This is a genomic window from Thermomonospora umbrina, from assembly GCF_003386555.1.
Classification (GTDB): domain Bacteria; phylum Actinomycetota; class Actinomycetes; order Streptosporangiales; family Streptosporangiaceae; genus Thermomonospora; species Thermomonospora umbrina.
The window spans coordinates 1570887-1592694 of sequence record NZ_QTTT01000001.1 but is presented as its reverse complement, the minus strand read 5'-3'; the positions used below and the strand labels follow the sequence as shown (position 1 = coordinate 1592694).

Sequence of the window (21808 nt, the reverse complement as noted above, 5' to 3'; positions counted from 1 at the left end):
GGACGGAAACCATATGACCTGGGGCGGCGTGAGCAGGACATCGTCGCCCCGGAGGTCCAGCTCGCAGGTTCGCGGCGATCATGCCGCGCCCTTCCATGCGGCCTAGCCGGCGGGACGGCAGGCTGTGCGCCCAGTGCATGCGGGCGGTGAGGCGGCCGATGCGGATGCCGCGCTCCTTGGCTGACATCTCGGCGTCGACGAGAAGGCACACCAACGGGGCACCGTCGTCCCCGCGATCCTCGGGCACACCGCCGAGGCTGACCGCCGCGCACGCGTTCCGCCGTGATGACTCGGCGCTCCGATGTCGGGTCGATCGGCCAGCCGGGTTCGCGTTGGCCGACGCGACCCGGTGCCCGCGCCCCTACGCGTTTCGGGGGATGGCGATGACCTCCACCTCAACGCCGAAGCGGTTCTTGAGGGTCGCGGCCACGTGGGTCAGTGCGATCTGGGCGTGCGGGAAGAGCGAGTCGGGGGTGAGGTCGCTCTTGCGATCGATCATCATGGCGAAGACGACCTTGGCCGGACGCCAGTCCGCCGGAAGCGTCCGCGCGCCGAAACTGGCCTGATGGACGCGTTCGGCGAGCTCCGTCCGGAACTCCGGCCGGAGGAACAACGCCTCGGTCGAGATGAGTCCCTGGCTGAACTGATGGCTGAACGTCCCGGTGCCCTTGCCGGCCTTCACGTGGATGAGCTCGTTGTCGGGTCCGAGCAGATCACAGGCTTCGAAGCCCTTGGAGCCATGGAAACCGGCTCCGATGAACTTCTGGTCGAGGTTGAGCATCTTCTCCGGACCGACGAGCCGCTCGACTCCGTCGTTGTAGCGCGGTTCGCCCCTCTTCTTCTCGTCGAGAGTGGACCGTGCGATGGCCTCCTCCCACGGAGGCATGACGATGCCGGGCCTCTTCGGGAAGTATCCGGCGCTCTGGCGGCGGACCGAGGCGAAATACTCGGTGCCGCCCTCGTACCAGTCGCCCTCGATGAGGAAGTACTGCGTGTCGTTCAGGACGGTGGACACTTCGAGCCAACGGTCCGCCCGAGCCCTGCCGAGCTCTTTCCGGGGGAGGCCGTTCTCCCTCCAGGAGGGGCCGTCGGCGTACATGATCACCACCCCACGCCGCAGTGCCTCGATGGGCCGAGCGCTTCTGACGACCATGCACCGATCGAGGATGTCCGTCAGGTCGACGCCGTGCGGGACGTGCCGCTCCTTCGTTGAGCCGATCTTGATGCCGTACGTCTGCACGTCGTCGAGCTGGTCGACGAGGTCGCTCGGCACCGCTTCGACGAGCCGCATCGGAGGGTCGCCCTCGTCGGCGGAGCGCAGCCGCTCGTTGAGCGCACCGTCGAGGAGATCGCGTCGGTCGGCGTCCTTGACGGGCATGATGGCCTCGACGAACGCGAACTCGTTCGGCACCTCGCGGGCGCAGATCTCGGAGATCCTACGAAGCAGCGTGACGAGCCGCTCCGGATCAAGCGGAATCCGCAGCCTAAGGCCGGCCGCCCCCTCGACGGACACCGGCTTGGGGCCGCCGAGCCCGAGATCTTCCGGGTCGACCTTGCCGGCGAGCCTGCGGACGAGTTCGGAGTACTCGCTGACCCCGATGTGGCCGATGGGGATGCCGGACGGAACGTGGGTGGCGTCCTGCCGCCCGATCCCGGTCAGGGAGCGGCGAACGATCGCACGGACCTGCTCGGGGTCCACGGCCCGAATGGTGAACCTCAGCCCGAACCGCTGGTCCTTGAGCCCGTCCGGCAGCAGCCGCCAGCCCGCGCCGAAGCCGATCGCGTAGGTGTCATCGCCCACGGCGATGAGGAGGAGGCCCCCCGAGTCCTGGCTCTGGTAGTGGGGCAGGGGGCCGACGAGTCGAGCGGCGTCATGGATCCATGAGGCGATCTCGGGCGGCTGCGCCCAATGGAACATCAACGCCGTCGCGCCCTCGAACTCGGCCTCGGAGAGGTCGAACGACCGCCCCTCCTCATCGAGGAACGTGCCCCCGGCGAGGGCGAATAGTGAATCGATGTCGGGATCGGTGTCGGTGAGACGGTAGAGCGTGACCTCGCGCGTCAGCGCGGCCATGGCGACTCCCAGGGAAGGGCCTCAGGCAGGAGGCCGGGATGGTGGACGACGCTCTCGCAGATCGTCGCCCCGCACACAGAATGCATGACACTGTTTGCGTCGTCAACACGCCAACACTTGAGTGTGGCGCTCACGAACGTGTACGTTGCCTCCATGAGTGCAGCCGAGATCGTCCTGGTTCCGCCGGCGGAGATCGCTCGTATGGCGGGAGTGACCCGCGCCGCCGTGTCGAACTGGCGTCGCCGCCATCCGGATTTCCCGGAACCGGCGGGTGGCACCAACTCCGCACCCTTGTTCGCCCTCCCGGACGTGGCGCGGTGGCTGGATCGGCAGGGCAAGGGCCGGCAGGTGGCGGACGAGGTCAGGCTCTGGCAGGCACTGCGCGCCGAACGCGGTGAGGACATGATCGGCGCACTGACCGCGACGGCCGCCGAACTGTACGACCAACGCGCGGACCCGCCGCTGACCAGGGCCACCGCAGAACTCATCGCCAACCTCGCCCGCGACCGTACGCCCGCTGGCCTCGTCGGCGATCTCGTGGAGCGGTACGTCGCGTCGGCGAGCCGCAGCGGCGGCGACCACGTGTCGACACCGGCGCTGGTGCGGGCGATGCGCCACTTCGCCGGCGAGACGACCGGCACCGTGTACGACCCGGCCTGCGGCATCGGGGATCTGTTGTTGTCGGTCGGCGGCAAGAAGGTCGTCCGCCGAGTGGGTCAGGACGTCGCCGAGGGGCTCACCGCGTTCGTGGGCCTGCGTGCCGCGCTGGAGGCACGATCGGGAACGACCGAGGTCGTCGAGGGCGACGCCCTGCGGAAGGACCACTTCCCCGGACTTCGCGCCGACCTCGTGGTGTGCGACCCCCCGTCAGGGCAGACCGACTGGGGACGAGACGATGTGCTCCTCGACCCCCGCTGGGAGTTGGGGCTGCCACCAAAGGTGGAAGGCGATCTCGCCTGGCTCCAACACTGCTACTTCCACACCGCCCCCGGCGGCCGTGCCGTGCTCGCGTTGCCGGCGTCCGCCGCCTACCGCCGCTCCGGCCGCCGGATCCGCGCCGAACTGGTACGCGGCGGAATGCTGGACACGATGGTGGCCCTACCGGGCGGGCTCGCCGCCGGGCACGCGCTGCCGGTGCATCTATGGATCCTGCGCAGGCCCGTACGTTCACCGGGGCCTGACACGAGGGTGCGCATGATCGACCTGACCGAGGCGGATCTGAACGCCCCGATCGAGCCGACCGCCGATCAGGTCACCTCCGTTCCCGCCATCAGAATGCTGGACGACGAGGTCGACCTCACCCCGTCCCGCTACGTGGCGGCGAACCAAGAAGGCCAAGCCGCCGCATACGGTGAGGCGCGGGAACGCTTCGCGGCGCTGCTGGACGAGCTGCGCGCGGGCCTACCCGAGCTCTCCGAAGGCGACCACGACCTCGTGGCCACCATCAACGTGAACGAACTGATCCGTGGCGGTCTGGTCCGACTACGGGACGGTCGGCCGGTCTCCACGACGGACCAGCTCGACGACGGCTTCCTGCAAGGCTTCCTGGCCAGTGCCGCCAACATCCGGCGCAACACCTCGGGGTCGGGAACGCATCGCGCCGACCCACGCGGCGCGCGGGTGCCACAGATGGACCTGGAACGACAACGGGCCTACGGCGCGGCCTTCAGGGAACTGGAGATCTTCGTGCAACGCCTGGAGGAAGCGGCCAAGATGGGACGCCGGGCCGTACGGTTGGCCCGCGACGGGCTGACCGGCGGCACCTTGGACCCGGCCCCGACGACGAACGACACGAAGCGAGGGAACGACGCGTGAGCGCTGACCAGAATCTGTCCGCCTTCATCTGGTCGGTGGCCGATCTGCTGCGCGGCGACTACAAACAGTCGGAGTACGGCAAGGTGGTCCTGCCGTTCACGGTACTGCGCCGCTTCGACTGTGTCCTCGACCCGACTCGGCAGGCGGTGTGGGACTGCGCGAAATCCTTCGGCGACAAGAAGGCGCCGCCGGCCCTGCTCAAGGTGAAGGCCGGACTGCCGTTCTACAACCTGTCGCAGCAGACCTTCGAGACCATCGCCGCCGGTTCGGCCGACGTGCGCAAGAATCTCACCGACTTCGTGAACGGGTTCTCCGACGAGGTCATCGAGATTTTCGACCGGTACAAGTTCCACGACCAGATCGAGCGTTTGGACGAGGCCGGCCTGCTCTACGGGGTCGTGGCGAGGTTCGCCGACCCGCGCCTTGATCTGAGCCCGCAGCGTGTGACCAACGATGACATGGGCCGGTTGTTCGAGGAGCTGATCCGGAAATTTTCCGAACTGTCGAACGAGACCGCCGGTGAGCACTTCACCCCCCGCGAGGTCATCAATCTGATGGTGGATCTGCTCCTGGGCCCGGACGAGGAGGCGCTGACCGGCGAGGCACCCGTCATCGACATCCTCGACCCCGCCTGCGGGACGGGCGGCATGCTCGCCGCCGCCGACGATCACATTCGCCACTACAACGGCCAGGCGCGCGTCAATCTCGCCGGCCAGGAACTCAACGCCGAGTCGTGGGCCATCTGCAAGTCCGACATGTTGATGAAGGGCTACGACGAGTCGCGGTCGTCGATCGCCTTCGGTAACTCGTTCAGCAGGGACGGCCACCGGGATAAGACCTTCCGCTACATGCTCGCCAATCCGCCTTTCGGCGTGGAGTGGAAGAAGGTGCAGACGTTCATCGAGGATGAGTATAAGGATCTGGGCCATGCGGGCCGCTTCGGTGCCGGGCTGCCGCGCATCAACGACGGGTCGCTGCTGTTCCTCCAGCACATGATGTCCAAGATGCGTCCCGTCACCGCCGACGCGCTGGACGACCGGCTCCCGGGCTCCCGCATCGCGATCGTCTTCAACGGATCGCCGCTCTTCACCGGCGGGGCAGGGTCGGGGGAGTCGGAGATCCGGCGCTGGATCATTGAGAACGACTATCTCGAAGCGATCGTCGCGCTGCCCGACCAGTTGTTCTACAACACGGGCATCTCCACGTACTTCTGGATCATCACCAACAACAAGGCTCCGCGCAACCGGGGCAAGGTCATCCTTCTGGACGCCCGCGACCAGTGGACCAAGACCCGCAAGACCTTCGGTGAGAAGAGGAAAGAAGTAAGCAAGGACCAGCGCGACCACATCTGCCGCGTCTACCGCGACGCCTTCGAGATCGCGGAGGACGAGGACCACCCGGACCGCGCCCGCGTCAAGATCTTCGACAACGAGCACTTCGGCTACCAGCGCATCACCATCGACCGTCCGCTACGGCAGCGCTTCGAAGTGACGGAGGAAACACTCGCCCTGCTGACGGAGTCGTCCGCGTTCCAGAAGTACGACCTGCGCGACGAGTTGCTGACCGGTCTCAAGCCGCTCATCGGCACGGTGGAGATGAGCCGGACGAAGATCAGAGAGAAGCTGGTCGTCGCCTGGATCGAGGGCGGAGTGACCTTCCCGCCCAACAACGTGGAGAAGGCGGTCCTCACGGCCTTCGCCATCGCAGACCCCGAGGGCGAGCTTCAAGTGGTCAAGGGCAAGCCCGCCCATGACCCGGACCTCCGCGACGCGGAGAACGTCCCGCTCACCGAGGACATCGACGAGTACCTCAAGCGCGAGGTGCTGCCACACGTTGAAGACGCCTGGATCGCCGAGGTGAAGGACCCGAAGACCAAGGAGACGCTCCGCGCTCGGATCGGCTACGAGATCCCCTTCACCCGCTACTTCTACACCTACACGCCCCCACGCCCTCTCGCCGAAATCGACGCCGAGCTGAGAAGTCTTGAAGGGGAGATTCAGGCACTTCTCGGGAAGATTGCAGATGCGTGAGATCGACTTGCCCAGAGGGTGGAGCTACGGGCAACTGGGGCATTCACTCCGATCGCTCGCCGATGGCCCTTTTGGTAGCAACCTGGCTTCCAAGCATTACACTGATACTGGTGCTCGCGTAGTTCGCCTGGGAAATGTTGGTGTTGGCCGGTTTAAGGATGAAGACCGTGCGTTCATTTCCCTGGAAAGATACAAAAATTTCGCGCGACATGTCGTCAGCGAAGGCGATGTCATCATTGCAGGCTTGGGTGACTCGAATAATCCGCTCGGGCGGGCTTGTCTGGCGCCTCCAGAACTAGGGCCGGCTATCGTTAAAGCAGATTGCTTCCGGGTGCGTGTTGATAGTGATCGGCTCGATGCGCGTTTTCTTGTTCACTTTTTGAACTCAAGCCTCGGTGAGTGGGGTTGCAAGCAGAGGTCGCGTGGATCTACGCGTCAACGCATGAATTTGCGAGATGTGGCCAGCCTCATGATTTCTCGGCCAGGTCTAGATGACCAGCGGCGGATTGCGGACTTCCTTGACGCGAAGACTGGAATCTTGGATCGCCTTGTTGCTATGCGAGGCGCGGGGATCGGTTTGCTGCGGCAGCGGGAGCAGGCGTTGCTTGATGCAAGTATCGACTCGATGATTGAGGAGTACGGAACGCTTCCATTGCGGCGTTTTCTGTCGAGGGTTGAGCAAGGAGTGAGCCCGCAGTGTGACAGTCTTCCTGCGGAAGAGGGCGAGTGGGGCGTTCTCAAGGTCAGCGCCGTCAAAGGGGGACGCTTTGATGGCGCTGAGAACAAGCGGCTCCCGGAAGAAGTTGCTCCGCATCTGCGGTATGAGGTGCGGGACCGAGATCTTCTCATAACTCGGGCCAATACGCCTGCGTTGGTCGGTGCGGTCGCCGTCGCCGAGGCTCCGCGTGCCAGGCTGATGTTGCCGGACAAGATCTTTCGGATAGAGGTCACCGAAGACCTCAATAAGAACTTCTTCGCGTTGGTGGCGCGGGGGAGCCGGATTCGCGGCCTCTGTGCGGCTGCTTCACATGGCACTTCGCAGTCGATGGCCAACCTGAAGATCGAAGAGATCAAGAGCTGGCCCGTGCCGCTGGCTCCCACCTGTGTGCAGGCCGACTTCGTTGATCGGTTCGAGGCCGCTGCCAGGGCAAATGATGAGCTGGTACAGGCGATCGCAACTCAGATTGAGTTGCTGGAGGAGCGGCGGCGGGCGTTGATCACTGCTGCTGTTACGGGGCAGATCGATGTGACCACCGCTCAGCGGTGCCTGCCCGTGTAGCGGGCGTCGCCGGCTGCCAGGGCGAGGAGTGCGGCGAGCAAGCCCAGGGTGAAGAGGACTACGAAGGCGGCGGCGATGAGGGCGAGTGTGCTCATCGTAGGGTGTCCTCAATCCGGCGTTGGGCTGCCAAGGACTCGGCGAGTTTTTCGTAGGTGTCCTCTACCAAGGTCGCGCTGAGGCCCCGGTAGATCTGTCGGTTGGTCAGTGGGCCGCCGATGCGGGTGGCGACAAGGCAGCCCATGGTGGGCGGTCGGCGGATGTACCAGTCGGGGTATTGCTGCTGGAGCGATGCGCGTTCTTGATCGTTCATGGTTTGGCCTCATGGATTGGGTTTCGAATTCCTGGGATGAGGCTTCCAGATGCGGGTTACGCTGTGCTACGAACCGTGTACCACCAGATGGCACCCGACGCAGTGAGGTGACACCCCGCACCCGGTGGGCCGACACCCGGGAGGACCCCCGATGAGCGATTCACGTCACGTCAGCCTCACCCCCTTCCAGGAAATGTTCGTGTACGAGCTGCGGGCACGGCGCGAGAAGGCGGGTCTGTCGCGCAACAAGCTCGCCGAGGCGCTGGGGTGCACGCCCCAGTGGATCGCCAAGGTCGAGACGTTCGAGAAGTCGCCCTCGGAAGGGCTCGCCGACGACCTCGACACCTTCTTCAAGTGCGATGGGGCGTTCCGCCGCATATGGGAGAAGCACACCGAGGCGCGTAAGCGCGGTCTGGTACCGAGCGGCTTTCGGCCGCTGACGGAAGCCGAACAGGGGGTCTCGCAGCTCAGTCTTTTCGCTCCGCTGCTGGTCCCCGGCTTGTTCCAGACCGAAGAGTGCGCCCGGATGGTCTTCAGCGCGGAGCATCGGGTGGAGGAGGTCGAGGAACGTGTCGCCCTGCGGATGGGACGTCAGACCGTCTTCACCAAGTCGCCACCACCGTGGTTCTTCCTGCTCATTCGTGAGCCGGTTCTCCGAGACCTTCCCGCTGAGATCCGAAAGGGTCAGTGCAGGCTCCTACTGGACAGGATGGGAGAGTCGCACATTTCCATCCAGCTCATCCCAACGACCGCTCGCGTCTTCCAGGAGGGCGGTTTTCAACTGTTGAACTTCGACGAAGGGGCAGATCTTCTCTACGTCGATGGGGCAGGGGGTTGTGTGCAGGTGATCTCGGAGTCGTCCAAGGTGAGGGGGCATACCGTACTCTTCAACGTGATCCGGTCCGCCGCGTTGTCGGTTGAGGAGACGGAGAGTCGGATCCGTTCGATCATGGAGGGTGAATGAGTACACCTGGCTTGTCGTCTGCGGCATGGCGGAAGAGCAGTCGGAGCGGCTCTTCAGGCACCGACTGCGTTGAGGTCGCGGACGTCGTGTCGGCCGTTGCCGTTCGTGACTCGAAGGACTCGGCCGGTCCCGCCTTGGCGTTCGCCCGGGGGGCGTTCGGTGACCTGATGCAGGGCATCCGCACCGGGCGCTACGACCGGTAACGAGGACGAGGCTCCGCCACCCATCGCGGCGGCGGAGCCTCCTTTCTCGAGAGGATGTTAACGTCGCCAACACGATGAAAGCGTTGCGCTACGCGCTTACGGTGTCTATGCTCAACGCGGGCCTGGTGTGGGGCGTTCGAGTGGGTGAGGTGGGGTCATGACGGTCAAGGTCTACGGCGAGAAGCAGTTCGAGCGTGAGGTGGAGCACGCCCTCCAAGTCTCCGGCTGGGAGGTCCGGCAACCCGGCCGGGCCGACCACTACGACAAGGAACTCGCGCTCGACCCTCACAACCTCGCGACCTTCGTCAAGAGCACGCAGCCCAAGGCATGGGAGCGCCTCGAAGCCGCCTACGGCGCAGACCCCGCAGGTCCGTTCGTCAAGCTCGTCGCGCGGGAGATCGACGCGCGCGGAGCGCTCGACGTGCTGCGCCAGGGAGTCAAGGACAAGGGCGTTCGCGTCCGGCTCGCCTACTTCCGCCCCGCGCACACCCTCGCGGCGGGAGCGCTGGACGAGTACGACCAGAACAGGCTCGTCGTCCTCCACCAGTTGCGCTTCTCCGCCAAGCATCCCGCGCAGTCCGTCGACCTCGCCTTCTTCGTCAACGGCATCCCAGTGGCCTCCGCCGAGCTGAAGAACCCGTTCACCCGACAGACCGTGGTCGACGCGCGGCGGCAGTACCGCGAACGCGACGACAAGGACCTCTTCTTCGCCCGCCGTACCCTCGTCCATTTCGCCGTCGATCCCGACCAGGTCTTCCTGACCACGCGGCTCGCCGGCGACAAGACCCGCTTCCTCCCGTTCAACCAGGGCAAGAACGGCCCAGGGCGGTCCGGCGAGGCGGGCAACCCGCCGGCCGGCAGCGACGACGACCACCGGACGTCCTACCTCTGGAAGCAGATCCTTCAGAAGGACAACTTCCTAGAGCTGCTGCAGCGCTACCTGCACATCGAGGACGCCGACGCCAAGGCCGGCCGCGCCCCGTCCTTCAAGCCGCACGCCGCGCACACCCAGCCGATCATCTTCCCCCGCTTCCACCAGTGGCACGCCGTGAAGACGCTGACCGCCGACGCCAGGGCCAAGGGCACGGGAGAGAACTACCTGATCGAGCACTCGGCCGGCTCCGGCAAGTCCAACACCATCGCCTGGCTGGCCCACGGTCTGTCCACCCTGCACGACGACGCCAACGAGCCCGTGTTCGACAAGGTGATCGTCCTCACCGACCGCAATGTTCTCGATAAGCAGCTTCAGGACACCATCTACCAGTTCGAGCAGGTCAGCGGCGTCGTCGAGCGGATCGACACCGACTCCGCACAACTCGCCGAAGCCCTCACCGGCGCCGGGGCCCGCATCGTCATCACCACGCAGCAGAAGTTCAAATATGTCCTCGACAAGGTGCAGGGCCTGTCCACCCGCAAGTACGCGATCGTCATCGACGAGGCGCACTCGTCGCAGGGCGGTGAGGACAACGCGGCGGTCAAGAAGGCGCTCGGCTCCCGGACGGTGAGCGAGAGCGGCGACCCGCTGGAGTCGGCGGCCCTGGCGCGCGGCAAGCAGCCGAACCTGTCGGTCTTCGCGTTCACCGCGACGCCGAAGAAGAAGACCCTGGAGCTGTTCGGCAGGGAGGTGGACGGCAAGAAGCGGCCCATTCACGTCTACTCCATGATGCAGGCGATCGAGGAGGGCTTCATCCTCGACGTCCTCGGCAACTACGTCACGTACGCCACCTACTTCAAGCTCTCCCAGGCCGCCGCCGACGAGGCCGAGAAGATGCTGGACCCGCGCAAGGCCAAGGCGCGGCTGGTGCGGGCCGCGCTGTGGTCGGAGGCGTCCCTCGCCGTCCGGGCGAAGATCATCGTGGATCACTTCCGTTCTCACACCGCGCCCCGGATCGGCGGCCGTGCCAAGGCGATGGTCGTGACGCCGATGCGGGCCGACGCCGCCCGGCTGTACCAGGCGATCCGCACGTACGTGGACGAGCGTGGATTCACCGACTGCGACACCCTGGTGGCGTTCTCGGGGGCGCTCAAGCTCGAGGAGAACGGCCCCGAATACACCGAGGCCAAGTTGAACGGGTTCCCCGAGCGGGAGCTTCCCGAAAAGTTCGCCTACACCCGTGCCGATGACCGATACGCGGGCCGGATTCCAAGGCTCGAATACCGCATTCTGGTGGTCGCGGAGAAGTACCAGACCGGCTTCGACCAGCCGCTGCTCACCACAATGTACGTGGCCAAGCCGCTGGCGGGCGTCGCGGCGGTGCAGACGCTGTCCCGGCTCAACCGCACCCATCGGGGCAAGTCGCAGGACGACCTCTTCATCATGGACTTCGCCAACAAGGCCGTTGACATCCAGGAGTACTTCAGGCCCTTCTACGAGACGACGATCAGCGAGCCCACCGACGAGAATCTCCTCTACGACAAGCAGCGTGAGGTCTTGGCCTACCGGCTGCTGGTGGAGTCGGAGATGCGGCAGTTCGCCGACGCCTACTTCGCGGCCCGGGCCGGCGCGAACGACGAACGCGACCTCGTCAAGGCGCACGCGAAGCTGTACCGCTGGGTCGACCCGGCCGTCGACCGCTTCAACGCGCTCGCCGCGGAGGAGCCCGAGAAGGCCGAGAAGTTCCGTAAGGGCCTGCGCGACTACGTCCGCGCCTACGGGTTCCTGGCCCAGGTCATCGGCTACGACGACGAAGACCTCGAACTGCTGTACCAGTACGGCAGGTTCCTGTTGACCCGGCTGCCGCCGCCCGGCCAGGACCCGTCGGTCGACATCGGTGAGGTCGAGCCCAGCCACCTGCGGGTGGAGCGGACCGGTGAACATGACCTGAGCCTCGAATCCGTCGGTGACCAGGAGATCGCCGGGCTGTTCGAAGGCGTCGGCGGCGGCGCCGGCCTCCGGGACGAGCTGACCCTCGCCGAGCTGATCGAGCAGGTCAACGACGAGTACGGCGCGAACCTCTCGTCCGCCGACAAGATCGCGCTGGGCCAGTTCGTGGTGACCGTGGCCGAGGACCCGGAGCTCGCGCGGATCGCCCTGAACAACCCGCGTGACGTCTTCGAGCGGGAGGTCGAGAAGGACGCCGACCGCATCATGGTCAAGCAGTCCGACCAGAACCGGGACCTCCTCGTTCGCTACTTCGAGGACGAGCAGGTCAACCGCCTGTTCAAGCAGGTCGCCAAGCGTCAGGCGTATGACATGATCCGCCGTCCCGTGCGCCGTGAGGCCGAGCGCCGGGTGACCGAGGAACAGCGCCGTAGGACCGACGACCGCGTTGCGGCGATTCGCCGGACTTCGGGGGATCGGCCCGAGTAGCGTGGAGCCCCCGCCGATCCTGACAGCGTTCTTGACGAGAGGACGGACGCATGGCCGTCGCCGACGAGCAGGGCGGGCGACTCATCGCCGGCCGGTTTCGGCTGCGCAGCCCCCTCGGCTCCGGGGGCATGGGCGAGGTCTGGGACGCCTACGACGAGCGCCTCGACGGGCGGCGCGTCGCCGTCAAGATGATCACCGATGAGCGGGTACCCACCGTCGCCCACGGCAACGAGGCGATGGAGACCCGCCGCAAACGATTCCTGCGCGAGGTCCGGACCACCGCGCTGATCGACCATCCCGGTGTGCCCGCCGTGTACGACGCCGGCGTCGATCACGCGACCGGACGCCTGTTCCTGGCCATGCAACTGCTGCACGGCCGCGAGCTCCGCACCCTGATCGACGAACCGGACCCCGACTCCGGGCCACTGACCGTGGCGCGCGGCGCGGCGATCATCGCGCAGATCGCATCGGTCCTCGACGAGGTCCACCGGCACGACGTCGTACACCGCGACATCAAGCCCGAGAACCTGATGCTCACGCCCGGCGGCATTCTCAAGGTCATGGACTACGGCGTGGCGGCGTTGTTCGGTGCAGGCGACACCACGCGCCTCACCCAGGTGGGGATGACCGTCGGCACACCGCCGTACATGTCGCCGGAACAGGCGCTCGGCAACGCCGTCGGCCCCACCTCGGACGTCTACGCCGCTGGCTGCGTCGGCTACGAAGTGCTGACCGGTCACCCGCCGTTCGCCCGCATCGACGAGAACTCGCACCAATGGCACCACGTGCGCACCGACCCTCGCCCCATCCGCAGCCCGGATCTACGACCGGATGTTCCGAGGGAGATGTCGGACCTGCTTCTGGCGATGCTCGACAAGGACGCCGAGAATCGCCCTACCGCCGCCGAGGTGTACGAAGCGCTCCTGCCGCTCGCCTGCGCCCGTTCGGAAAGGCCCTTCCCCGTCGACATCGTGCATCTTGATCCTGCGCTGCCCTTTATCAGGCCGCTCGGATCACGAGTGCACGGAGGAAGCGTCCGCGGAGCGACCATGAGCGCACCGGACACGGCGCGGGGGCTCACGGCGACGGAGGTCGAGGAGATCGGCGAGCGAGCGGGCCGACTGGTTCTCAACAACATGTTCGAGGAGGCGTTCGACCTCCTCATGGAGGCACGCGAGCGGACCACCGATCCGGACCTGGCCAACGACCTGACCTTCCGGCTCGCCGTCGCCAAGTACGTCGCAGGCGACCACACCACGGCCGCCGACCTCTTCACCACGGTGGACGGGTATCTCACGTCGCGGCGCGGCGCCGACGACGCCGAAACGCTCTCCGCTCGGTACTACCTCGCCCAGTGCCGCGCCGAGATGGGCGAGATCCACGGCGCGATCCGCGCGTTCGGTTCCGTCGCCGATGTCGCGCCCGATCCCGCCGACGCCCATGCCGTGGACCGCCACTTGGACGCGTTCGCCTGGCTGGTGAGGCTGTACGCGGTGACCAGGCAGTGGACTCACCGACTGGACGCGGACCGACGGATGCGAGAGGCGATCAGGCGGTATCAACCCGCCGACGCCGCGTCCCTGCTCGCCCAACTGGACGCACACGAGACCCGAATGGACCGATTCCGCGACGGCTCCGACGGTTGAGCCCGTTCCGTCATCCGGGCCGCTCCGCCAGGTCGGTCAGCAGATCCCCCAGGACGATTTCCTCCTCCACCCGGACGGCGCGGTCGGCCACCACGGCACTCAGCGCCGGATCCCACGGCGTCTCGCTTCGGCGTTCGTCGAGTGAAGCCGCGGAGTCCGATACACGATCGACGGCGGCGAGATAGGACACCACGTCGTAACGCCACGGCCGCCAGCCGACGCGGCGTCTGACGGCGGCGGCGATCTCGATGCCGCCCCAGTCGAAGTCACCGTGATAGGCGAACTCCGCACCGCCGTCGGCGAGTAGCTCCAGCAACCGCCACACCGCCAGAGACGGCTGGCCGTTCACACACACCAGCGGCGCGCAGCGGTCTCCCAAAGCGTCGGCCGCAGCGGCGACCACGGAGGGATTCTCACAGATCCGCACCAGCCCCGGACTCATGAGGCCGCCGTCATGTCGGCGAAGCTGACGAAGGGTGAGGGCGACAGGCTCGCCCCACGAGCGGGACGCCGCCAAGATGCGGCCCAGTGGCGTTCGGTCGTCGCCGTGCAGGCCGATGCACAACGCCGTGGACGACAACTCGTCCAAGTGGACGCCCACCCGCGCCCACGCCTTGCGGCGGGACTCGGCTCCGCCGTCGGCGCGGAAGGGCAGGCCGCCGAGCGCACGGGCCGCCGACAGCGCGAGCGTCGCCAGCGGCCCGTCGTCGAGTGCGTGCGCGTCGCCACAGGTCTCGGCGGCGAGCCGCCCCAGCGGCACTCCCGGGGAAGGGAGCCGTTCCACGACCGAGGCCAGACGATCCAGATGGGCTCTCGCGGTGCCGGGATCGGACGTCAGGCGCCGGATGAGGCCGATGGCATCGAGCCGGTTCCGCCATCCGATGAGCTCGGAACGTTCTTGGACCACCATGTCGAACCGCGCGCGGGCGTGTTTCCATGAAGCCGCCTCAGCGGCCGCACGACCGGCGATGTCCTGGACGGGGCCATCGAGAAGCTCAACGGCGAAGGCTAGCCCTCCCGGGCACAGCCCGCTGCGGCGCAGCACCTGGTCCACGTCGTCGAGCGACACCGACAGCGATCGCGCCGTGCTCGCCCTCCTGCCCAGGAGACGTTCGATCGCCTGACGTTCGGTCTCGGACGCCGCAGAGTGCACGACCTTTCCGGTGAGCGGCTTCCCACGTTCGAGGCGCCGTCGGACACGAGCACGGAGCCAGTCGGTATCAGTGCCGCCCAGGAGCCTGCTTAGGCGGTCGGCCGGATCCGAGGTCATGCGAAGAGCCCCTCTTGGTCGAGGCCGCCGCTCGGCGCGGTGGGAGCCTGCACCGTCGGCTCGGGCCGGGGAGCACGCTCGAGATCACGGCCGTCCCAGCGCCAGGGCGTGACGAGAACGGCATCGATGTCGTCTCGGCGGGAGAGCTGACAGATGGCCAGACCAGGCACCTGCGGGTAACAGCCCCACTCGCGTTCGCTGGTCATCACGACGTCCATGTCGAACGTTGCCAGCAGCCCCAGACACTTCGCACGGGAATCGTCGTCCACCCCGGCGAACGCCTCGTCCAGCGCGATCAAACGCGGCGCGTACGGGTTCGTCGCCGACTTGTAGTGAGCGGAGGCGGCGGCGAACAGGGGCACCGACGCCGCCAGCACCCGTTCGCCGCCGGATGCGGGGCCGGTCGCCGACCGCCACTGCCCGTCCTGCAGTCGTTCGATCGTGAACTCGTGCCAGGAACGGTAATCCAGCGCGCCGGTCAGCACCTCGGCCCAGGCCGCTCCGGGCACCCGCTCGTGCTCAGCCGTGATCCGCTCTTGGAGGAACGCACCGACCTCGGCCCGATCGTCGGCCGACCACACGTCGACGGTCTGCCGCAGCAGATCGCGGATGCGATCCAGTCCCTCGGGGGCGTCCTTCCTCCGCAGGAGCCAGCGCAGGCGAAGCGTCATGCCGGTGGAGGTCGGACGGTCGCCGAGCTCCGCGTTCATGGTGGCGACCTCGCGTTCGGCGTCGGCCACCAGCTCGTGCAGGGCGCCGGCGACCTCGTCGAGCAGGTGGTTCTCGAGGATCTCCCGCTCTCGCGAGGACAGCAACCGCGAGCGGTCCGCGACCTCTTGGGCGAGTGCCTCGGCGAGCTCCGGAACCTCGCGCCGATGCCCTTGGAAGCGGATGTCGATGACGATGACCCCGTCGGGCAGTGTCATGCCCACCTCATGCCGTTGCCGCGACATGACGTCCGAAAGGAGTTTGTGCTCCTCGGCGACCTTTCGTTGGCTCCGCTCCCACGCGCGGTCAGAACCGTCCACATCCGCCAGGGCGGTGTCGACGGCTCTCATGAGCTGGATCGCGGGCGAGACCGGCCATTCCTGGTCGGGGTCGGGGATCTCCAGCTCAGGGAGGGCGACGGCCAGTAGTCCGGTGGCGGCGAAGGCCCGGAACCGGTCCAGGGCAGCCCCGCGTTCGTCGGCGACCCTTGCGAGTTCATCCTGGAGGCTCCCGAGGGTGGCCTTGGCCGCACCGCTCTCCTCGCGGGCACGTCGCTCTCGTTCCCGTGCACGGCGTTCTTCGGTCTCCCGCGCCGCCAAGGCGTTCTCGACCTCTTCCAGTCGCCGGCGCAGTTCGTCGACGGCCGCGCCGGCCATCGCTCTCAACGCTCGGTATTCCTGTTCCACGGTGTCGGCCTGGGCCCGGGCCTCCTGCGCCCGTTCCACCGCATCGGACAGGGTGTCCTCCGCACGCCGAAGCTCCTCGGATGCCTCCTCGTGCGCACGGCGGGCGTGCGCCACGGCTTCGGCGGCGGGCCAGAGCGCCGCCAGCGCCGCCCGGTAGTCCTGCAGACCTCGGCGGACCAGCGCCAGATCGTCCGGCTCGGTCGGGAGCCCGAGATCCGTGGCGAACTCGGTGAAGTGCGTCCGCGCATCGGCGTGGTGACGCGCCTGCTCGACGGCGAGCCCGGCCGCCTCTCGGTGCGCGGCTTCGGCCGCCCTTCGCTGACGGTGCGCCGCCGCCAGCCGGTGCTGAGCCTGCTGGAGGCCGGAGTCACGGGGTGACCGACGATGCTCCTCGGCCAGGGCACGCTCTCGTTCGGCGAGTGCCGAGAGTTCACTCCTCGCGGAATCGAGGCGTTCGCGCACCGTGACGAGTTCGGCGCGCAGTCGTTCGAGCCGGGTGCGGCGAGCCGCCTCACGGGCGCCCTCCCCGATATGGGCGGCCGACTCCTTACGCCAGCGCCCGGACAGAACCCCATTGCTCCATCGGCCGTCCACGTCCACCCAGGTGCCGTCCCCCGGGCCGAGCCCGATGCGGGCCAGGACGGCGAGCACCGCCTCATCGCCGAGGGCGGCGGCCTGCGGGTCGGCGCGGTCCACGGCCGGACGTAGGACCGTGCGGCACGTGGGGCCGTTCGCCGCCGATCCTTGCAGCAGGAACGTGTCGTTCTCGTCGGCCGGCTCGCCGTCGGGTGTCACCCAGGCGTCGAGGATCCCGGATGCCTCCAGCGCGGCCTCCAGGCCTGCACGCTGCCGCGCGTCCAACTCGGCGGCGAAATCGACGACCCGCCACAACGGCGCCCCCAGGCGGTCCGCCCGGGCGTCGACGTCGCGGGTGTGCGGTTGGGGTGGGGCCTCTTGTGCGCCTGATTCGAGTTCCTCGATCTGGGCGCGCAGCGAATGTTCATCCTCCTGCGCGACTCGCTCGCGGGCCTTGGCGTCCGCCTCCAGTCGGGCGAGGGCGCCGGTCGCGGCGCGCGCCGCCTCCGTCACGGCGGCGGTCGCCGGGTCGGGGCCCTCGGCCGTGATGGTCCAGGTCTCCAGGTCGCCCAACACGCCGTCGGGGTCGGAGATCCGGATCTCGGTCAGCCCCGCCAGATGGCTGCGCCATGCGTTGAGCAGGGCTGAGGCCTGTTCGCCGACGGCCGCCGTATCCTCAGCGATGCGGACATCGGCGTCTTGCAGCGCCTCCTCGGCTCGCTCGACTCGGTCGGTCGCCTGTTCCAGCCTGCGCCGCGCCTTCTCGAGATCGGCCGAGAGCCGGTCGAACTCGGCGAGTGCCTCGGCTCGTCGCGTCACCAGCGTTGCGGCGGCCTGTCGTGCTCGGGAGGGGTCCGTCTCCCAGGCCGCCAGGATGTGTTCGTGATCGGTGGGGACGCCCGCGCGTCCGGCGGCGTCCCGAGCCTCCTCCGTTGCGGTGACCCATCCCTGATGGGCGGCCTCCTGCCGTTCGACGGCCCTGGCCCCGAGGGAACGTCGGTGCTCAACGTCGAGTGCCCGCTGGTCTCGGTCGTCTTCGAGGGTCGCGGCATGTGTGTCGCGTCGCCGAGCGTCCTGCCGGAGCTGCTCGATGCGCTCGGCGTCGCGCATCTCGGGACTCGTCCGAAGCGCGGTGCGTTCCGCCGTCAACGAGGTCTCGCGTGCCTCCAGTTCGGTGATGAGCGCGGTGACCTCGTCTAGCTCGGCCCACGCGGCGTCGTGCCGGCGCCTCGCCTCGATCAGCTCACCCTGGGCCTTTTCGTAGCGGTAGTGGGCGTTGCGGGGCTCGGCGGCACGTCGCTTGGCGGCGATCGCGGCGTAGGCGCGGTAGTGGACGAGGAAATCGGCGGCGGCCCGATGCGCCTCCTGCATCGTATGCAGGGCTTCACGCTGCTCGTCCAGTCCGCGGAACGCCTCCGCCACCGTGGTCACCATGACGTTGGAAAGCGGCGGAAGGGCCTCGCTCAACGCCGCCGACAATGCCTTCTCGTCGGGCTTCTTGGACAGTTGGGGCGCGCGGAGTTGGAGAAGCAGATTCACCATCGCCTCGTAGCGATGGCTGCCAAGACCGAACAATGCCTCGTCCACCGCACGCTGATAATCGCCCTTGGTCTCGTAGACCCTGCCCCGGCCCTCGACAGCCGCCTGCAGACTCTCCTTGGTGAGGGCGACTCCGGTGCCGGACAGCAGGTTCAGGTCCACTCCGACGCGCTGTGGGGTCACGAAGAACCAATGTTTGGCGATGCCGCGATGGCGAACGGCCTTGAGTCCGCAGCCGATCGTCCGGAACTCGACGTCGCCGTCGGCCGTTCGCCGCCCGAACTCCATCCACGTGTATCCGGTTCGCTCGGGATGCGGGTGCCTGCCACCGAGTAGAAGGTTCCACTCCATGCGTTTCTGCCGATCCCCATCCGGCTCGACGCGGTGCGGCGACAGGTCGCCGTCGAGGAGGAACGGCACCGTGAGGGCCAGCACCTTGGATTTGCCGGCGCCGTTGTTGCCCCTCAGGAGCAACCGGCCGTCATGGAACCAGAATTCCTCGGTGTCGTAGTAGAAGACGTCCACCAAACCCGCACGCAGCGGCTTCCATCTTTCGGAGGCGGGCTCCGGGAGCGAGGGCGACGAGGTCATCGGTCGGCCTTCCGGGATTCCTGGACGGTGGGTTCGGCAAGTGCGTAGCGTGCGATCGCGGGAAGCGGCCGTACCCCGTCGGAGCGGACCACCACCAGCCGCAGCGCTATGAGCTTGCGCAGCGCGATGTCGAGCAATTCATCCTCGGCCCCCGGTTCGGTCACACCCTTGCGCCAGTAGGTGGCGTGGGCCCGCGCGGCTTCACGGACGAACACGCGCAGCTCGGCGAGCGACCGTACGCCGCTCTCGGCGAGGAACTCGGCGACCAGGAGCGTGGCATGACCTTCGGTCCGCTGCTCGGGCATCCGGACGTCGGTCAGTTCGTCCCTGGGGTCGACCATCGCGATGCCCTCGGCGCGGACCTCCGGCACCAGCCCGGCGGCCTCCTCGATGCGCCGGGTGAGCGCCGGGCGCTGCGAACTCAGATAGGCGCGCTCGGCCTGGTCGAGATCATCGTGGTAAACGACGGGATCCTCCAGCAGCCGCCGCGTGAGGCGATGCCGCAGTGCACGGTTCCGCAGGCTTTCCGTGTCGGGAACCGGCTCGTCGATCAGTGCGGCCAGCCGTTCCTCGAAGGTGCCGGCCGTGACCACCGAGGGCCCTCGTACCGAACTGAGCAGAACGGACAGCACGTTGCGGCGGATGTCATAGAGCACGTCTCCCGATGCCGCCACGTAGTCCTCCTCGTCGCCGGCCACCCGACGCAGAACGTCCCAGTCGAGCAGCATCCGGACGACCGCGACCAGGTCGGAGCGCTCTCCCCGGGTCTCCAGGGCGAATTCCAGATCGAGCCTCCGGTCGGCGGCCAGATTCAGGACGCGCTCGGCGAGATATCCGAGCGTGACTTGGGCGTCGGCACGGACCAGCGCCGACAGAGCGAGACACAGCAACACGTAACGTCGCCGCCCGAAGGGACGGCCATGCCGGTCGAGCGCGGGCCGGGTGGGGTCGTCGAGCGTAGGGGGAATCTTGAATAGCCGGGCGATCTCGGTGTCCACGTGCAGCCGCCAGCCGACCTCCGACCGCAGCCAGTCGCGCAGGTCGTCCTGATGACGGCGTACGCGCACGAGGGTCTCCGGATCGTCCCGGGCGGTCAGCAGCGGGCGCCGCAGCAGCGCCCGGAGGGCCGCGCGTCGCTGCTCGGCGGCCTCCTCTGCGTTCATCGCCCGCCACGCCCGTCCGTGATCTCCACAAGGTGCTCCGGTCCGCTCAGCACACCGTCCTCGGTCTTCACATGGACCGTGCCTCCGCCCGGTACCAGGGACAGCCGGATCTCCAACGAACCGTCGGCACTCGTGGTCTTCACCTCGGTGTCTCCAGGTCTGCGGGCGGCTAGGGCATCGCCCAGTAGGGCCAGAAAGAGCCGAAAGGACCGTCGGTCGAGGACATCGAGCTCCGACAACAGCACCGGCCCCTCCGTACAGAGCCGCCGCCGGGCGGCTGCGGTCTCGGCGGCCTCCCGCTCGGCGCGCTCGGCCAGCAGCCGCTTCTGCTGCGAACGGTCCTGCACGCGGTGCCCCTTGCCACGCCGCTCATAGGAACCGCTCTTACGCAGTTGAGGGGAGATCACCACCGGAGGCGCCTGAGCCCAGGGGATGCCCGGATCGGCCCGCTCTTCCCAGGCCGCGAGGGTTTCTGTCGTGACGGTGAGATGGCGGGCCGAGGCCAGACCGAACGCCGTCCGCCAGAGCCGGTGCATGGCCTCCTCATCCGGCGCGTCGGCGAACCAGCCGGCCAGGGTGAGGAAGTCGGCCGAGCGGTCGGAACGCCCGTGTCGTCGCTCGTTCAGCAGCGTCACGGTATCGATCAGCTGAGTGATCGCGGTGAGCGCCGCCCGACGGAGCAGGCGGGCTTGGGGCGACCGCCCGGAGTCGGCGGGCACGAACCAGTCGCATAGGCCGCGCCAGCGGTTCTGCCAATCCTCGAGCGCCGCGACTTCCGCGTTGCGCAGCACATCCGCCATGTCCTCACCGTCGGGGACGGTCTCCGAAGCCTCCCGTCGGGCCGCCAACACCAGGAGCCGCTCGTGGTCGCGGGCCTTCAGTTCGACCAGGAGCCGGGCGATGTGCGCACCTGTCCGTGCCAGGTCTTGGATGAAGCGTTCGATGTAGCCGATGAGGTGGTCCTTGTAGGCGATGAACGCGTCGACATCGTCATCGCTGAAATCGATCGCGCGTCTCAGCGAGCTCATGAACGCTTGCGCGTTGTCCGCGAGGGAGGTGAACCGCTCGGTGAGGCTGAGCAACAAGAGGTGGGTCTTGGCCGGATCAGGGGTGTCGGAGGCGGCGAGGGCCGACAGCGCCTTCAGCTGATCGGCGATGTCGCTCAGCGCGACCGACTGCAGGGCGCCCCGATGACCGATCACGCGTTCGTAATGCTCGATGGCCTGCTCGGCCGCCTGACCCTCCGCGGTGAGCCGGTAAAGGTATCGCCTCTGGTGGAAATCGGCTGCGGAGTTGACCCGCCCCGTGTCCGGGTCCGCACGGAGATTTCCCCACCCGACGAGCTGCTTGAGGATCTCGGTCAGCTCTGGAGTGTTCTGCCATCCCAGATCGGCTGCGACGTCCTCCGGACGCAGATGGACACTGAACCGGTCCTTCGCACGGCTGAAGGCGCGGAGCACGGCCCGGTACTGGAGTCGTTTCTCCGTACCGAGGTGGGCGAACGGACGCGGGCCCTCGTCAGCGGTCGGCTTCTCGAGCACGCCCCCATTGTGATTGACGATCTGGTGAGAGATGCCCAGATCGTGACTTTGTGCCGGGGGTGGTGCCGTCGCCGGATGTGGTCGTTCGCTTGCGGGGCTCGGC

13 protein-coding genes are annotated in these 21808 nt (G+C 67.5%); 7 read left to right on the top strand and 6 right to left on the bottom strand.

The features are described from left to right. Window positions 1-361 precede the first annotated feature (361 nt). Window positions 362-2074 (bottom strand): DUF6119 family protein, encoded by a 1713-nt coding sequence (locus DFJ69_RS06880; RefSeq protein ID WP_116021703.1) that lies wholly within the window; start codon window positions 2072-2074, stop codon window positions 362-364. A gap of 153 nt (window positions 2075-2227) precedes the next feature. Between DFJ69_RS06880 and DFJ69_RS06875 the strand changes: the two genes are divergently transcribed. Genes DFJ69_RS06875 through DFJ69_RS06865 form a run of 3 tightly spaced genes read left to right on the top strand, consistent with a single transcriptional unit; the run spans window position 2228 to window position 7198 of the window. Then, window positions 2228-3889: an N-6 DNA methylase gene (locus tag DFJ69_RS06875; RefSeq protein WP_116021702.1), complete on the top strand. Its 1662-nt coding sequence runs from the start codon at window positions 2228-2230 to the stop codon at window positions 3887-3889. Then, on the top strand, window positions 3886-5919 hold the full coding sequence (locus DFJ69_RS06870; RefSeq protein WP_116021701.1) for a type I restriction-modification system subunit M: 2034 nt from the start codon (window positions 3886-3888) through the stop codon (window positions 5917-5919). The genes DFJ69_RS06875 and DFJ69_RS06870 overlap by 4 nt, the downstream gene beginning before the upstream one ends. Next, window positions 5912-7198, top strand: a complete 1287-nt coding sequence (locus DFJ69_RS06865; RefSeq protein ID WP_116021700.1) for a restriction endonuclease subunit S — start codon at window positions 5912-5914, stop codon at window positions 7196-7198. Before DFJ69_RS06870 ends, DFJ69_RS06865 begins: the two co-directional genes overlap by 8 nt. 91 nt (window positions 7199-7289) lie before the next feature. On the opposite strand, the gene DFJ69_RS06860 is transcribed toward DFJ69_RS06865, so the two are convergent. Further along, the gene (locus tag DFJ69_RS06860; RefSeq protein ID WP_116021699.1) at window positions 7290-7508 is read right to left on the bottom strand and encodes a hypothetical protein; all 219 of its coding nucleotides are present in this window, start codon (window positions 7506-7508) and stop codon (window positions 7290-7292) included. Between the two features lie 151 nt (window positions 7509-7659). Here DFJ69_RS06860 and DFJ69_RS06855 point away from each other — a divergent pair, with 151 nt between their 5' ends. The 4 genes from DFJ69_RS06855 to DFJ69_RS06840 all read left to right on the top strand — a co-directional run bounded on the left by DFJ69_RS06855 (window position 7660) and on the right by DFJ69_RS06840 (window position 13631). Beyond that, window positions 7660-8472 carry a helix-turn-helix domain-containing protein gene (locus tag DFJ69_RS06855; RefSeq protein ID WP_116021698.1) on the top strand — a complete coding sequence of 271 codons (813 nt, stop codon included), beginning with the start codon at window positions 7660-7662 and terminating at the stop codon, window positions 8470-8472. After that, complete coding sequence (locus tag DFJ69_RS06850) at window positions 8469-8675, top strand: DUF397 domain-containing protein (RefSeq protein ID WP_116021697.1); 207 nt, start codon at window positions 8469-8471, stop codon at window positions 8673-8675. The genes DFJ69_RS06855 and DFJ69_RS06850 overlap by 4 nt, the downstream gene beginning before the upstream one ends. A gap of 157 nt (window positions 8676-8832) precedes the next feature. Further along, a complete protein-coding gene (locus DFJ69_RS06845) occupies window positions 8833-11985 on the top strand; it encodes a type I restriction endonuclease subunit R (RefSeq protein WP_116021696.1) in 3153 nt (1050 codons plus the stop codon). A 50-nt stretch (window positions 11986-12035) separates the two neighbouring features. Next, complete coding sequence (locus DFJ69_RS06840) at window positions 12036-13631, top strand: serine/threonine-protein kinase (protein ID WP_116021695.1); 1596 nt, start codon at window positions 12036-12038, stop codon at window positions 13629-13631. A gap of 10 nt (window positions 13632-13641) precedes the next feature. Here the strand turns inward: DFJ69_RS06840 and DFJ69_RS06835 are convergent, their stop codons facing one another. Genes DFJ69_RS06835 through DFJ69_RS06820 form a run of 4 tightly spaced genes read right to left on the bottom strand, consistent with a single transcriptional unit; the run spans window position 13642 to window position 21705 of the window. Next, window positions 13642-14901 carry a TIGR02679 family protein gene (locus tag DFJ69_RS06835; protein WP_116021694.1) on the bottom strand — a complete coding sequence of 420 codons (1260 nt, stop codon included), beginning with the start codon at window positions 14899-14901 and terminating at the stop codon, window positions 13642-13644. Continuing rightward, a complete protein-coding gene (locus DFJ69_RS06830; RefSeq protein WP_116021693.1) occupies window positions 14898-19001 on the bottom strand; it encodes a TIGR02680 family protein in 4104 nt (1367 codons plus the stop codon). Before DFJ69_RS06830 ends, DFJ69_RS06835 begins: the two co-directional genes overlap by 4 nt. Continuing rightward, entirely contained in the window at window positions 18998-20164 is a 1167-nt protein-coding gene (locus tag DFJ69_RS06825) for a TIGR02678 family protein (protein WP_116021692.1), read from the bottom strand. The genes DFJ69_RS06830 and DFJ69_RS06825 overlap by 4 nt, the downstream gene beginning before the upstream one ends. Beyond that, window positions 20161-21705, bottom strand: a complete 1545-nt coding sequence (locus tag DFJ69_RS06820) for a TIGR02677 family protein (RefSeq protein WP_116021691.1) — start codon at window positions 21703-21705, stop codon at window positions 20161-20163. The genes DFJ69_RS06825 and DFJ69_RS06820 overlap by 4 nt, the downstream gene beginning before the upstream one ends. Window positions 21706-21808 lie beyond the last annotated feature (103 nt).

Coding starts and splice junctions, on each gene's coding strand:
- DFJ69_RS06865 (WP_116021700.1), top strand. CDS start 5,912: ATGCGTGAGATCGACTTGCCCAGAGGGTGGAGCTACGGGCAACTGGGG.
- DFJ69_RS06830 (WP_116021693.1), bottom strand. CDS start 19,001: ATGACCTCGTCGCCCTCGCTCCCGGAGCCCGCCTCCGAAAGATGGAAG.
- DFJ69_RS06850 (WP_116021697.1), top strand. CDS start 8,469: ATGAGTACACCTGGCTTGTCGTCTGCGGCATGGCGGAAGAGCAGTCGG.
- DFJ69_RS06845 (WP_116021696.1), top strand. CDS start 8,833: ATGACGGTCAAGGTCTACGGCGAGAAGCAGTTCGAGCGTGAGGTGGAG.
- DFJ69_RS06825 (WP_116021692.1), bottom strand. CDS start 20,164: ATGAACGCAGAGGAGGCCGCCGAGCAGCGACGCGCGGCCCTCCGGGCG.
- DFJ69_RS06835 (WP_116021694.1), bottom strand. CDS start 14,901: ATGACCTCGGATCCGGCCGACCGCCTAAGCAGGCTCCTGGGCGGCACT.
- DFJ69_RS06855 (WP_116021698.1), top strand. CDS start 7,660: ATGAGCGATTCACGTCACGTCAGCCTCACCCCCTTCCAGGAAATGTTC.
- DFJ69_RS06860 (WP_116021699.1), bottom strand. CDS start 7,508: ATGAACGATCAAGAACGCGCATCGCTCCAGCAGCAATACCCCGACTGG.
- DFJ69_RS06880 (WP_116021703.1), bottom strand. CDS start 2,074: ATGGCCGCGCTGACGCGCGAGGTCACGCTCTACCGTCTCACCGACACC.
- DFJ69_RS06875 (WP_116021702.1), top strand. CDS start 2,228: ATGAGTGCAGCCGAGATCGTCCTGGTTCCGCCGGCGGAGATCGCTCGT.
- DFJ69_RS06840 (WP_116021695.1), top strand. CDS start 12,036: ATGGCCGTCGCCGACGAGCAGGGCGGGCGACTCATCGCCGGCCGGTTT.